15 protein-coding genes are annotated in these 12,280 nt (G+C 48.8%); 8 read left to right on the forward strand and 7 right to left on the reverse strand.

Annotation, left to right across the window (positions count from 1 at the left end):
• Positions 1 to 8: 8 nt before the first annotated feature.
• Positions 9 to 917, forward strand: a complete 909-nt coding sequence (locus EC843_RS18795; RefSeq protein ID WP_015697052.1) for a LysR family transcriptional regulator — start codon at positions 9 to 11, stop codon at positions 915 to 917.
• Positions 918 to 1,041: 124 nt separating this feature from the next.
• Here EC843_RS18795 and EC843_RS18800 read toward each other — a convergent pair whose 3' ends face one another.
• The gene (locus EC843_RS18800) at positions 1,042 to 1,383 is read right to left on the reverse strand and encodes a DHCW motif cupin fold protein (RefSeq protein ID WP_133522843.1); all 342 of its coding nucleotides are present in this window, start codon (positions 1,381 to 1,383) and stop codon (positions 1,042 to 1,044) included.
• A gap of 259 nt (positions 1,384 to 1,642) precedes the next feature.
• Here EC843_RS18800 and EC843_RS18805 point away from each other — a divergent pair, with 259 nt between their 5' ends.
• From EC843_RS18805 to EC843_RS18820, 4 genes are all read left to right on the forward strand, one after another.
• On the forward strand, positions 1,643 to 2,245 hold the full coding sequence (locus EC843_RS18805) for a site-specific integrase (RefSeq protein ID WP_133522844.1): 603 nt from the start codon (positions 1,643 to 1,645) through the stop codon (positions 2,243 to 2,245).
• 218 nt (positions 2,246 to 2,463) lie between these two features.
• Complete coding sequence (locus EC843_RS18810) at positions 2,464 to 2,898, forward strand: MarR family transcriptional regulator (RefSeq protein ID WP_181540659.1); 435 nt, start codon at positions 2,464 to 2,466, stop codon at positions 2,896 to 2,898.
• 30 nt (positions 2,899 to 2,928) lie between these two features.
• Positions 2,929 to 3,663, forward strand: a complete 735-nt coding sequence (locus EC843_RS18815; RefSeq protein WP_133522845.1) for an NAD(P)-binding domain-containing protein — start codon at positions 2,929 to 2,931, stop codon at positions 3,661 to 3,663.
• A gap of 17 nt (positions 3,664 to 3,680) precedes the next feature.
• On the forward strand, positions 3,681 to 4,445 hold the full coding sequence (locus EC843_RS18820) for an NAD(P)-binding domain-containing protein (protein ID WP_133522846.1): 765 nt from the start codon (positions 3,681 to 3,683) through the stop codon (positions 4,443 to 4,445).
• Positions 4,446 to 4,623: 178 nt separating this feature from the next.
• Here the strand turns inward: EC843_RS18820 and EC843_RS18830 are convergent, their stop codons facing one another.
• Positions 4,624 to 5,508 carry a LysR family transcriptional regulator gene (locus EC843_RS18830; protein ID WP_133522847.1) on the reverse strand — a complete coding sequence of 295 codons (885 nt, stop codon included), beginning with the start codon at positions 5,506 to 5,508 and terminating at the stop codon, positions 4,624 to 4,626.
• 264 nt (positions 5,509 to 5,772) lie between these two features.
• Between EC843_RS18830 and EC843_RS18835 the strand changes: the two genes are divergently transcribed.
• From EC843_RS18835 to EC843_RS24980, 3 genes are all read left to right on the forward strand, one after another.
• Positions 5,773 to 6,831: an alpha/beta hydrolase gene (locus EC843_RS18835; protein WP_133522878.1), complete on the forward strand. Its 1,059-nt coding sequence runs from the start codon at positions 5,773 to 5,775 to the stop codon at positions 6,829 to 6,831.
• A 74-nt stretch (positions 6,832 to 6,905) separates the two neighbouring features.
• On the forward strand, positions 6,906 to 8,099 hold the full coding sequence (locus tag EC843_RS18840; protein WP_133522848.1) for an MFS transporter: 1,194 nt from the start codon (positions 6,906 to 6,908) through the stop codon (positions 8,097 to 8,099).
• Positions 8,100 to 8,132: 33 nt separating this feature from the next.
• Positions 8,133 to 8,258: a hypothetical protein gene (locus tag EC843_RS24980; RefSeq protein WP_279535817.1), complete on the forward strand. Its 126-nt coding sequence runs from the start codon at positions 8,133 to 8,135 to the stop codon at positions 8,256 to 8,258.
• A 97-nt stretch (positions 8,259 to 8,355) separates the two neighbouring features.
• Here the strand turns inward: EC843_RS24980 and EC843_RS18845 are convergent, their stop codons facing one another.
• From EC843_RS18845 to EC843_RS18860, 5 genes are all read right to left on the reverse strand, one after another.
• On the reverse strand, positions 8,356 to 9,246 hold the full coding sequence (locus EC843_RS18845; protein ID WP_133522849.1) for an EcsC family protein: 891 nt from the start codon (positions 9,244 to 9,246) through the stop codon (positions 8,356 to 8,358).
• A gap of 355 nt (positions 9,247 to 9,601) precedes the next feature.
• On the reverse strand, positions 9,602 to 9,751 hold the full coding sequence (locus EC843_RS24595) for a hypothetical protein (RefSeq protein WP_166642079.1): 150 nt from the start codon (positions 9,749 to 9,751) through the stop codon (positions 9,602 to 9,604).
• A 96-nt stretch (positions 9,752 to 9,847) separates the two neighbouring features.
• Positions 9,848 to 10,420, reverse strand: a complete 573-nt coding sequence (locus EC843_RS18850; protein ID WP_133522850.1) for a hypothetical protein — start codon at positions 10,418 to 10,420, stop codon at positions 9,848 to 9,850.
• 96 nt (positions 10,421 to 10,516) lie between these two features.
• The gene (locus EC843_RS18855; protein WP_133522851.1) at positions 10,517 to 10,747 is read right to left on the reverse strand and encodes a hypothetical protein; all 231 of its coding nucleotides are present in this window, start codon (positions 10,745 to 10,747) and stop codon (positions 10,517 to 10,519) included.
• A gap of 661 nt (positions 10,748 to 11,408) precedes the next feature.
• On the reverse strand, positions 11,409 to 12,245 hold the full coding sequence (locus EC843_RS18860; RefSeq protein WP_133522852.1) for a hypothetical protein: 837 nt from the start codon (positions 12,243 to 12,245) through the stop codon (positions 11,409 to 11,411).
• Between the last annotated feature and the right edge of the window lie 35 nt (positions 12,246 to 12,280).

Consider the following 12,280-nt stretch of genomic DNA (forward strand, 5'->3'; position numbering starts at 1 on the left):
AATAAAGCATGGAGATCAACAGCATTGGTGACATCGCCGCGTTCGTCGCGGCTGTAAAAGCCGGGAGTTACACCCACGCCGCGGGTTCTCTTGGGCTCACACGTTCTGCCATTGGCAAGAGTATTGTCAGGCTCGAAACGCGTATGGGGGTTCGTCTCCTTAACCGTACCACCCGGAGTCTGAGTCTCACCGATGAAGGGAGGGTCATGTTCGATCGTTGCCGACAGATACTGGATGACCTAGAAGAGGTCGATGCCGCCATGGCCATGCGCAGGGGTAAGCCAACGGGGACTCTCCGGCTGAGTGCGCCGCTTTCTTTTGGGCAGCGCCATATCCTTCCCATTCTGGATGTTTATCTGAAAAAGTGGCCGGAACTTCGTGCGGAGGTGTCCTTTAGCGACAGGTTTGTTGATCTTATTGAAGAAGGCTTTGATATTGCCATTCGCATTGGTGAACCTCGCGATGACTCACGTATTCTTACCCGTACAATTGCTTCGCAGCACATTGTCACTTGTGCATCACCCGAGTATTTATCCTCACGGGGCGTTCCAGAAACACCCGCAGACTTAACCGGGCATGACACTATCTTTCTTCTGAGTGCAGAAAAGAGACGCAGCTGGCGGTTTGCGACCCCGGAAGGCACTTTTGTTTATGAAGGGCCTGGCAGGCTTAACCTCGACAGTTCGGAAGCCATGCGGGCATCGGCTATTTCTGGATTTGGTATCGTTCACTTACCAACCTATTTGCTAGGGGAGGATTTACGTAGCGGTAAGTTAATACCGGTGCTTGAGGAGTATCCTTTCCCTCCGGAACCTATTAGGCTCATTTATCCCAGTAAACGACATTTATCACCGCGAATTCGGGCTTTTATTGACCTGCTTGTGGAAAGCTGGGAGCAAGGTTTACCTTGGGAATGAAGTATATCCAAACGCAGTTGTCCGCTGCATTTTCAGGCACAATGTCCGCTTCGCTCAATGCAGACCTGTTGTCTCTTCAATCTGCTGCGTGAAGCGGGCTGACACAATGGCTCCAACATACGAATCAGTCCACAATAAAGAGTTTTGCGCCTTTCGTAGTTCTGGACTGATGTGGCTCCGCGTTATCACCAACCTGATAGCTCATCCCCGCAGTTAAAATGAATTTACGACCATCTTCGAGCATTGTTTCTAGTTCTCCCTCCATGCAGAAAAGAACATGCCCTTTTTGGCACCAATGGTCTGCAAGATAGCCTGGGGTATATTCAACCATTCGCACACGGATTTGATTCGGTTTCTGACCAAAGTGTTGCGTGCGCCAGTAAGCCATACCTGTTTCCCCTGGGTGCTCTGTTCTTTCGACTTCACTCCAGTTGGTCGTGCCAAAAGCAAATGCCTCAAGATTCATTTTGTCGCCCTTCTTTATTAAGTAAAATCTCTCATGCTCAGACTAGAGCGATTTAACGATATGAAAAACTAATTTTTAAATCAAAACCTTAAATGTCAAATGTGGTAAGAAAGTGGAAAGTGGAAAGTGGAAAGTGGTGCAGGTTATTTATCTATTCAGGGATCTACACAAGTAAACGGCAGCGGTTACAGATAATGTCTGCTTCACGCTCATGAGGGACAATCATACTTAAATCTCTTACATTGCAGGAGGTTTGAGCATGAACACGTCACCGTGGAACAAAAATCGTATCATCGGACAAAAAAGACCGCTTCAGATATCTCATATCTGGGGGATTCGAATCAGACTTGAACTGGAAGGCAAAACGCGCGATCTAGCCCTGTTCAACATGGCTTTAGACAGTAAACTTCGGGGCTGTGATTTGGTAAAACTCAAAGTATCAGATGTTGCATATGGCAGTTCTGTTTCGAGCAGAGCAACGGTGTTACAACAGAAAACCGGTAGCCCCGTCCAATTTGAGATAACCAAAGGGACAAGAGAAGCAGTTGCAGCGCTAATAAAGCGGGGCAATCTGCACAGTAAAGACTACTTGTTCCAATCTCGGGTCGGTTCTTGCCAGCACATTTCAACCCGGCAATACAACCGTATTTTTCATGGATGGGTAGAAAAGCTTGGTCTCGATGATTCACTGTACAGCACACATTCCATGAGAAGAACAAAACCGTTCCTAATTTACAAGAAGACCAAGAATCTCCGGGTGATCCAACTTCTGTTGGGTCATAAGAAACTAGAAAGCACAGTGCGTTATCTGGGTATTGAAGTAGATGATGCGTTAGAGATATCTGAGTCGATTGAAGTCTAAGATTGTCAGGGCTGCAACAGCAGCCCTGTGCCAGGAGCAGACCTTTTTGAATAGCTCAGAACGATAATACCCGTCCGTCTGGAGACTTCTCACCCTGATTTGTTGTCATTGTCATACCGCACGAATTACTTATTCATCACTCTTTAACTAATGAAAAGTTTGCTATATGCTTTTATCTAGTGCGCTATATAATCATCAACAAGATAATGGGTTGGCATATGAACATGCAGTCACGACAGGAAATAGGGACACAACTTTCTTTTGCGCTCTATGGTGCGGCGAGCCGCATGAACCGGTTACATAAGCCGTTCCTGGACCCGCTGGGCCTTACCTTTCCCCAGTATCTGGTCATGCTGGAGTTGTTTAACGGAACCCCACGCACCGTGGGTGATATTGGGAATAAGCTTGGCATGGACACCGGCACCATTACTCCTATTCTCAAAAGACTTGAGGCTGCCGGACGCATAACCCGCACGCGGGATCGCGCAGATGAAAGGCGGGTTCTCATTACCCTCACCGATGACGGGCTCGCGTTGCAAAGCGAGCTGTGGCGCGTAACCGAAAGAATCAAATCAGCCTGTCAGTTATCGGATACAAAGCTCGAGGAGTTACGAGATACCCTGAATAGCTTTGCCCATCCCGCTGACAACTGATCATCCTCCACTCAGATAAAAGGTTCTGGTATGAAAATAGGCATTATTGGCGCCGGAAACATTGGTGCGACGCTGGCACATAAGCTCTCTGTGCAGGGCCATGAGGTCAAACTGGCCAACTCAAGAGGACCGGAAACCATTGTAGAGTTGGCGCGAAGAGTGGGTGCGCTGGCGGTTGAGCGCCAGGAGGCCGTACGAGATGTGGACGTCATCATCTTCTCTATACCCTTTGATAAGCATGCTGAATTGGCTGAACTCTTGCGTGATGTTCCGGAAAGCGTCGTCGTCATTGATACCTCTAATTACTACCCCTTCCGCGACGGGGACATTGAAGAGCTCCGTGAAGGCAAACCTGAAAGCGTGTACGCCAGTGAAATAGTCAAACGCCCTCTTGTCAAAGCCTGGAACGCTGTTCTGGCCCAGACGCTTCAAGAGAAAGGGCTGGCTGCCGGTTCACCGTCCCGTATCGCTATCCCGGTTGCCGGCGACAGTCCGGTAGCAAAATCTGTTGCGCTTGAACTGGTCAATCAGACCGGTTTCGATGCAGTAGATGCCGGTACGCTTAGCGAATCATGGCGGCAACAGCCCGGCACGCCAGCCTACTGTACTGAGCTAAAAACCGGAGAGCTTGAAGCAGCCCTTAAGGCAGCGGATAAAACTCGCGCTCCACTGAACAGAGATGCGTTGATCAGGGAGTTTATGTCTGCAGGCGAACAACTCACTCATGATGCTATCGTCAAACGTAACCGTGCAGTAACGGCCTGAGCCAAAAAGGGAAAATTATGATTAATAATGAAAAGTACCGGATTGCTGTTCTGGGAACCGGCCACATCGGTAAAACGCTTGCTCGCAGTCTCGCATCTGCCGGTTACTCCGTTAAGGTCGCCAATTCTCGCGGACCTGAAACGATAGCCCCCGACGTGCTTGAAACAGGCGCTGAAGCAGCTGATGCAGTCAATGCCATGCAGGATGCACAGGTTGTCATCCTTTCCATACCTATGGCAAAGCTTGCGGATATCGCTCCTCTGATCCGGAAATTACCCCGGTATGTTATCGTTGCTGATACCTCTAACTATTATCCACATCGCGACGGCAACATTGATGCGTTCTCAGATGGGGAGGTCGAAAGCGCGTGGGTGGCGCATCTCCTGAACCGTCCGCTGGTGAAGGCCTGGAATGCAATAGGTTCAGATTCTCTCGCTACAAAAGGTACAGCAGAGGGCATGGCAGGACGAATTTCAATTCCGGTGGCAGGGAATATCGAAGAGCACAAGAAAATGGTTATGCGTCTTGTCAGTGATACGGGGTTCGACGCCTTCGATGCAGGTACTGTTGAGGAGTCATGGCGTCAACAGCCGGGTGCACCTTGCTACTGTACTGACCTCACATATGATGAAATGAAGTCAGCGATCGCCGCAACGGAAAAAACACGGCTGCCTGCGCGTCGGGATATTGCTGTCCATGCAATTCAGGAGCGAATGGGCGATAAGCAATCCAATCCGACTGCTGATTATATTGTTCGATTACACCGGGCTCTTTTTATGTAATCCGTAAGCCATATTTCATTTATCGATGCATGAGCGAAAATGCAAAAGATCTGCTGATCGCTCATGAGGGACAATCATACTTAAATCTCCAACATTGCAGGAGATTTGAGTATGAATACGTCACCGTGGAACAAAGAGTGTTGTCTCCAGGATTATCGGGGCGGCTCATCTTCATCCCTTAAATTCTTAATGTCTCGATAACCGCTCGCAGAGCGGGCGACACATTGCGGTGAGGATAATAGAGAAATGAGCCTTCCAGGCGCTCGCTGTAGCGTTGTAAAACTCTGATGAGCGACCCCTGTTCTAAATCATCAGACACCAGCTCTTCCGGGATATAAGCCAGTCCCAGGCCCAGCCTGGCTGCTTTGGCTTCCATATAGCTGTCTGCGAAAGCCCACTGCCCCTGCGGCCGATGGGTGATTTTTTTACCATCCTGGTGAAGTTCCCATGCGTACAGGCTTCCGTCACCAAACTGATAAGCGATACAGGGATGCACCGCTAAATCTGCGGGGACTTGCGGAAAGCCATAGCGACGAAAATGCTCAGGGGTACCCACAATGGCCATCTCCATATCGGGCGTAATGCGCACTGCGACCATGCCCTGACCTACTTCGGGCCCAAGACGGACGCCCGCATCGAATCTTTCCTCGATAATATCGACGAAACGACTCTCGTTCATGAGTTCAAGCCGGATATCAGGGTAGCGCAGTTTAAAAACCGCAAGCTTTGGCAGAAGGCATTTATCAATCGCGTGCTGGCTGGCATTAATACGTACCGTGCCAGAGGGCGTCTCGCGATAATGCGCCAGCGTGGCAAGGCCAAGATCTAACGTATCAAATCCGGACTCCGTTTTTTGATAGAGCTGCTCCCCCGCTTGTGTCAGCGACAGCTTACGCGTGGTGCGCACCAGTAGCTGGACCCCAAGTCTTTCTTCAAGCTCACGAACAGAACGGCTTACCCCCGATTGAGCAAGCCCCAGTCTCTGAGCCGCAGCTGTAAAGCTGCCTTCCCGTACCACCTGCATAAACAAATAAAGCTCGTTGTAGTTCTCCCTTTTTGCCATTGATTTACTCCCCCCCCTCGAATGACGCCAGTGTCAGCATTGATTTATAACAATATGGTATTAATTTTAGCAATTTTTACCCTCTAATCAGCACTAGTTCTGCTAACTACAATGAGCCCATCAAAACAAAGCACAGCAGTGTTGTCCGTAGGAAACCTGTATCTCTCTATTTTCATGGGGATTTTTATGAAAGCTTTCACTCGAACGCTAAAAACCGCGATGCCTGCCATGCTGCTATTCGCATCATTAAGTGGAGTCACGACAATGAGTTATGCAGATTCAACCAATCCGAATACCCCTGTTTCGATGTTCGATAAATGGGATAAGACGTTCGCCGAGAGCCAGAAAGTCGATCATCGTAAGGTCTCGTTTCAGAATCGATATGGGATTACCTTAGTGGGCGATCTCTACCTGCCCAAAGATCGCGGCGATCGCAAGCTGGCAGCGATTGCCGTGAGCGGGCCTTTTGGCGCGGTGAAGGAACAATCCAGCGGCCTGTATGCGCAGACGCTGGCGGAACAGGGATTTGTTACCCTGGCGTTTGATCCTTCTTATACAGGTGAGAGCGGTGGCTATCCGCGTAACGTCGCCTCACCGGATATCAATACCGAAGATTTCAGCGCAGCGGTAGATTACTTAGGGTTGCAAAAAGAGGTGGATCGCAACCGTATCGGGTTGCTCGGTATTTGCGGCTGGGGCGGCATGGCGTTAAACGACGCCGCAATGGACACCCGCGTCAAAGCGGTGGCCACCAGTGTGATGTACGACATGAGCCGGGCGATGGGGCATGGCGTGGGTGATGGACAAGATCGTTACTCAGCCGCTGACCGTCGTGCCGTACTGCAGTATCTAAATGAACAGCGCTGGAAAGATGCGGAAAGCGGAACGTTCGCATACGGCGGCCATGATATTAACGTCGACAGCAACGGCAAGGTCAGCGCGGGCGAGCGCATTCTGCCAGAAACGCTCCCGGCGGATCCTCATCCGGTACTGAAAGAGTTCTTTGATTACTACCGCATGCCGCGTGGTTTCCATGCGCGTTCCGTGAACTCTACCGGGGCGTGGACGTCAACGACGCCGCTGTCATTTATGAATATGCCGCTGCTGAGCTACGCCAGCGAAATCACCATCCCTACGCTTATCGTGACCGGTGAAAACGCACATTCACGCTATTTTGCCGAAGATGCTTATAAGGCTCTTGGTAGTAAAGAAAAAGAGCTGGTGATCGTCCCCGGTGCAAATCATGTGGACCTTTACGACAATGCGGCCGGTAAAATACCTTTCGGGAAGTTCGAACAGTTTTTCAAAACCAACCTGAAATAAACCCTCTGCTGAGAAGATTAAAAGCCACCTGTCTACCCGGGTGGCTTTTATCCTGATTTTTGTGAAATATGAATATGTCGATACTAAACCAAACACCATCACAGAATAATCTGCACGCTTACTGGGGCGGCATTTTTGCCATGACACTGTGTGTCTTTGTGCTGATTGCATCGGAATTTATGCCCGTTAGCCTGCTTACGCCGATAGCCCGTGATTTAGGCGTAACGGAAGGGCTGGCAGGACAGGGAATTGCCATATCCGGTGCGCTGGCCGTCCTGACCAGCCTGACTCTTTCGACGCTGGCTGGAAACAGGAATCGCAAGTCCCTACTACTGGGGCTTACGGTCTTAATGGCCATATCGGGAATAGTTATCGCCATAGCGCCCAACTATCCGGTTTATATGCTGGGGAGGGCTCTGATTGGTGTCGTCATCGGTGGATTCTGGTCAATGTCGGCTGCAACCGCCATTCGGCTCGTACCGCAGCAGCAGGTTCCCCGGGCGCTGGCGATATTTAACGGCGGGAACGCGCTGGCTACCGTTGTGGCTGCGCCGCTTGGCAGCTATTTGGGAGCGACAGTCGGTTGGCGTGGGGCCTTTTTATGTCTCGTCCCCCTTGCGATAGCCGCGTTCATCTGGCAATGCATCAGCCTACCTCCGATGGAAAGCGATAAAAAACAAATGCCAAAGGGATCTGTGCTTCGTCTGTTCAGCGTCTCCATCGTACCAACAGGACTGCTGGCCTGCGGACTCTTCTTTATGGGGCAGTTTGCCTTATTTACCTACGTGCGCCCCTTTCTGGAGACCGTAACCAGCTTGGGTACTTCTGGCCTCTCCCTGATTTTACTCGCAATTGGCGTAGCAGGTTTTGTCGGCACAATAATCGTAACGACATTCCTGAACGCAAGGTTTTATCAGACCTTAATCATGATCCCTCTGCTTATGGCAGCGATTGCCGGTATGTTACTGTTGGTCGGACATAGCATCTGGGCTGTTGCCGTTTTGCTAAGCCTGTGGGGGCTGCTTGCGACGGCTGCACCAACGGGATGGTGGACATGGATAGCACGGGCTCTGCCCGAAGATGCAGAGGCGGGTGGTGGTCTCATGGTTGCGGTGATCCAGCTATCGATTGCACTTGGTTCAACTGCAGGAGGTCTGGTATTCGACAGTCTGGGATGGCGAAGTGCTTTTGGCTTGAGTAGTTTGTTACTTCTGGGAGCGGTAGCGATGGCATTTGTCACATCCCGTCAAAAATGTAAGGCGTACTAGCGCAATCCATTTATTTCTGGCGAGCTCTTTGTCATGGCATACGGCAGAGAGCCGAATGTCTGCTGTTCGCTCAAAGCGGACCTGACGACCCTGAACCTTGCCCGTTTTGTGCTAGAAGCGGAAGTTGGTATTTTTGCCAACTTGAAAGATGGCTACTGAAGTGTTTGTTAAATCCGCAGCTATTCAGATTCAGTTTTCGTTTCTGAAATCAGGCTTTCGCACGGTAAATGAGTCGAATAACGACCCGTTTTTTTGCTCATTCGAAAACCGGATCGCCGTCGCCGGGGAAAAAACCATCCGCAGGCTTTACCGTGAGATCAATCACAGACGGATCGTATTTTATTGCTAGGAAGCGCTCGCGATAAAGGTGGTAGGCCGCATCGCAGACGTTACTGGTGAAATAGGCGTTATAACCGCCGCCAACGGCCGCGCCTGCGATAGGAATCGTTTGGGCTAGTTTTGCTTTTGTGAGACGAATCCCCAGGCTGTTGGCAATCTGCTTAATAATCTTCACAAACACTTGTTTTTCCAACTCTTCCCAGACTACTTTCTTGGCAACCTGCTGCGATATTTTTACCAGTTGCGCCATGGCGACGTTTTTCGCCATAGTCGATGAAGCAGAAGAGAACCCTAATATGTTAAAGGCAAAAAGCCGTTCTTCCTGACGGGTTATATCAAAACCGTAATACGTCGCATATTCTCCGATGGCTCGCAGATTCAATGTAATGAGAGTAGGTATATCGATGGCCATCCCTGCAATCCCCATCACGCCCGTGCCTGCACCTTCCGCCAGTGCGATGCCCTTGTATTTGGCTGCTAGCCAGCCGACGGTTTTATCGATGTCCTCAAGACGTAACGTTTCAATATCTTCGTAGTGATTGATGTGGATGTGCCCGTCGTTACGGAACTCTTCGAAAATCGCCTCTGGTCGCACTGACCACAGCGCGGCATCGTTACAGACTCCCACCAGACCTTGCACCGAAGATTGAATGGCTTCGCCGACGACAGGTGTTGAAAGAACCAACTCACCGGCGCTGTTTAGAGGTTTACTGATTAATTCAAATGATTTAGCCAGAAAACTGCGCGGTGGGTTTTTCCAGTCGTGGATTTGCTGAAGTGCATTTTTATCGTAATCAATCAGTTCCATGTTATCCCTTGCCTGCAGGTCATCAGTATTTTGTATGACGTGAATTTGATACTAAAGTTATCGGCAATAAAAACGTGTAGATGAGTGCTTTAAAGTTCTTTTGAAAATAGACCGCAAAAAGGAAAGGGAGAGTTTAGAAGTATACTGGATTGTGAGGTTCGTCGATGGAAAAGATCACTTTGACATGTCAAAGCTGTATAACTTCCATTCACGATTGTCTAACTTCCACTTCTCGCTGTGAGTTCAACTGATCGATGCAACGCTATCCTTAAACAAGTCGGGTCGTTCCCGTCAGCGTACGCAGGGGCTCTTTAGCGCCGGCCTGCGTCTGATGACATAATTATCTCACTTATCCTCATTGCCGTTCAATATAAGGATAAGGCGATTCGCCATTATCGGTGAAGCTGCATTTATCAATCTGATAGTTGGTTCGTCCGTTCATGCTGGATGCGTAGCTTGTTAAACGCCACGCCCAGTTGGTGGCTTTACCAGTGGTCAGTGACAAGCGAAAGTCAGTTTGCGATGGCGGAACGGAGGTTCTGTCTGGCTGAATGAGGGAAGGCAAAAATGGCAAAGAATCAGCGTGATTAAGGTTTAAAGATTAGGCTATAGGGAAGCTCCGCCCAAAAGCGACGGGGGAGGCCATCCGCAAAGCAGCTTCGCGCAGGGCTGAATAGTGTTTGCCAAAAGCCACTGGTTTCGTCCTCTCAGCCCGGTATTCCGTCATCTCCACCAGCTTCCCACCGGGCTCCACATCCCTCCATGCTGACATCAGCAACGATATCATTGCCTGCATCTCCTCGTCCGGTGAAACATCATACTGGGGGGAATAGCACACCCCCAGATTGAACAGCATCATCATCCTGCATGCAGACACATGTTTCTCCTCCCAAAGCCAGCGCAGAAGCGTGGGCTGAGACAGCTTTCCTGAATTGGTCCGCACCTTTGCATATTCTCCGATACGACAATATGTTTCAGCATGGAAGCGAAGTAGTTGAGCACGGTTTTGTTGTATATCTCCGCCTGGATGAGAATTTGTATGCTGAAGCGTAAAATCTAGAGCGGCCAGACGTGGATAATGATCCGTTGCCTGCTGCAGAGTTGTCCGGATAAGTACGACATCGGTATTGTCAGTACGTGTTCGGGGTGTGTTTTTTTCACCGTAATGAATCATCGGTTTCTCTTTCTTCTGAAAATGGGGAATTAGGGCAATGGGAAAGATGATACGAATGGTTTAACAGAGAGCATTCCCGCTGCCTGTGTAAATTGATTACGGAGTCTGCAGTGCTTCCAAATTGGGGCAGGCAATATAATCACCTGGAGTCAACAAGGCGATGTCATGCAAGAAATACGCTGCCCTGTCACCTTGAGGAAGCACGAGGGTCATCGGGCGGCTGCAGTGAAAGCAGTAGAGTTTCCACGCTGATGGAAACCGGAAATCTTCAGCACTGACCAGGTTACCGAATTCATCGATGGCGCTTTTGGCTGCTTTTTGTTTCATACCTATACCTCAAAAATATTACGGGGCAGCGGATTCAGGCGGTGTGAGCGCAAAGCTGGCCTTCCGGTGAGAAGTTGTTGATGCATAGCTGAAGACGCTGGCATACCGATTCAAACAGCCGGATATCGGCAGGTTTCGTAAGATGCCAACGGATCGATGTGGCTTTGTTCAACTGGTCAATTGCCCTTGCACGCCAGTCACAACCTTCAGCGTCTTACAACACCCGTGAAAAGCGCCTAGGTACACTCTAAGCAGGGTTGTAAAAGAATCGTATTTAGCCTCGTTTACATAGTACGTATTCTCAGCGAGTTTTCATTTTCGACAGGCATGGGAAATACCCGACAGGGGCAACGCTGTCAGGTATGGATGAAATTGAAGAACATATAATTAAAATGTCAGCCTATACCGCAGAGTGGTAAAGAATGCCACTGAAGTGTATAAGGCCCGCTACAGGTTGCCCGGAAGATTAAAAATATGATGACTTTTCATAAATCCGCCATCGTGCAGGTGAAACACCTCTTCACTCGAAAAATGCGGCAATCAATACATGATAACCGCTTAATATTCGTAGCCAATAAGCACATACCCTGAATCACTGAAAATACCCCCAGATAGTATTATTTTCTTACCAGCTATGTTCTGGATGTGAGTATGACTAGCGTTATTTGTGTACCAGTCTTTTTATCAGGGTTTTAAAGTCAGGATTCTTTGCATCATACCAATTTTTAATTGAAGTGGAAAAATCTTCACGCCCGGACATAATTTCATTGTTGAGTTTAAGCAATTCTTCATTTAATCTACTTTGAACCTCGGTATCTGATTTGAATATTCCACTGCCAGAATTAATATACCATTCTTCAAGTAATGACGTTGCTTTCAATTTGAATATTCCTAAGTCTTTATCCTTTTTTTCAAATTTTTCATAAAGCTCATTTTTATATAGCATTGCCGCAGCCCAGCCCCGAAACTCACCCTGATGCTCAAGTGCTTCAGATAAGGCATTCTGGTATTCCATACGGGTGCTTTCATCTTTCAGGTAGTGATAAGCGATAAGGAAAAAATAGCAGGATGCCTCAAAGGCGTCAGCTGGCTGGTATTTTTCAAAATTCTTAATACGATCCAGTCCTTCCGATATTTGCTCAAACGTCGTCAATTCCTCAAGCAGGTAAGAAAAAAAATCATTCGCATCCCAGTGATTTTCAAATGCCGCCTGTTGCAACGGAGTAATACAGGTCGATTTATTATCTCGCTTTCTGATGTTTAACAAAAAATATCGCCAGACATAATACTGTTCATACAGGTGAGCAATAAATCGCTTTTCTGGCTGAGTAAAATCGCCCCACACTTCCTGCAAAAAGTCACCATTGAGAATGAACGTGGATAAACCGGGAAGATGGCCGAACTCCCGAATATAATAGTGGGTGGGGGATGCATTCCCTTGCTTATTCAGTTCATCCATGTATTTTCGAGCCGATTTCAGACCTTTTTTGTCAAACATATTCACATCCTCCCTGTCTTCTTTGGTGTTACCGC

The sequence above is a fragment of the Buttiauxella sp. JUb87 genome, from assembly GCF_004361975.1.
Taxonomy (GTDB): domain Bacteria; phylum Pseudomonadota; class Gammaproteobacteria; order Enterobacterales; family Enterobacteriaceae; genus Buttiauxella; species Buttiauxella ferragutiae.

What these genes read in the sequence shown, in the direction of transcription:
- EC843_RS18795 (WP_015697052.1), top strand. Translation starts at nt 9, where the DNA reads ATGGAGATCAACAGCATTGGTGACATCGCCGCGTTCGTCGCGGCTGTA.
- EC843_RS18800 (WP_133522843.1), bottom strand. Translation starts at nt 1,383, where the DNA reads ATGAATCTTGAGGCATTTGCTTTTGGCACGACCAACTGGAGTGAAGTC.
- EC843_RS18805 (WP_133522844.1), top strand. Translation starts at nt 1,643, where the DNA reads ATGAACACGTCACCGTGGAACAAAAATCGTATCATCGGACAAAAAAGA.
- EC843_RS18810 (WP_181540659.1), top strand. Translation starts at nt 2,464, where the DNA reads ATGAACATGCAGTCACGACAGGAAATAGGGACACAACTTTCTTTTGCG.
- EC843_RS18815 (WP_133522845.1), top strand. Translation starts at nt 2,929, where the DNA reads ATGAAAATAGGCATTATTGGCGCCGGAAACATTGGTGCGACGCTGGCA.
- EC843_RS18820 (WP_133522846.1), top strand. Translation starts at nt 3,681, where the DNA reads ATGATTAATAATGAAAAGTACCGGATTGCTGTTCTGGGAACCGGCCAC.
- EC843_RS18830 (WP_133522847.1), bottom strand. Translation starts at nt 5,508, where the DNA reads ATGGCAAAAAGGGAGAACTACAACGAGCTTTATTTGTTTATGCAGGTG.
- EC843_RS18835 (WP_133522878.1), top strand. Translation starts at nt 5,773, where the DNA reads ATGAGTTATGCAGATTCAACCAATCCGAATACCCCTGTTTCGATGTTC.
- EC843_RS18840 (WP_133522848.1), top strand. Translation starts at nt 6,906, where the DNA reads ATGTCGATACTAAACCAAACACCATCACAGAATAATCTGCACGCTTAC.
- EC843_RS24980 (WP_279535817.1), top strand. Translation starts at nt 8,133, where the DNA reads ATGGCATACGGCAGAGAGCCGAATGTCTGCTGTTCGCTCAAAGCGGAC.
- EC843_RS18845 (WP_133522849.1), bottom strand. Translation starts at nt 9,246, where the DNA reads ATGGAACTGATTGATTACGATAAAAATGCACTTCAGCAAATCCACGAC.
- EC843_RS18850 (WP_133522850.1), bottom strand. Translation starts at nt 10,420, where the DNA reads ATGATTCATTACGGTGAAAAAAACACACCCCGAACACGTACTGACAAT.
- EC843_RS18855 (WP_133522851.1), bottom strand. Translation starts at nt 10,747, where the DNA reads ATGAAACAAAAAGCAGCCAAAAGCGCCATCGATGAATTCGGTAACCTG.
- EC843_RS18860 (WP_133522852.1), bottom strand. Translation starts at nt 12,245, where the DNA reads ATGTTTGACAAAAAAGGTCTGAAATCGGCTCGAAAATACATGGATGAA.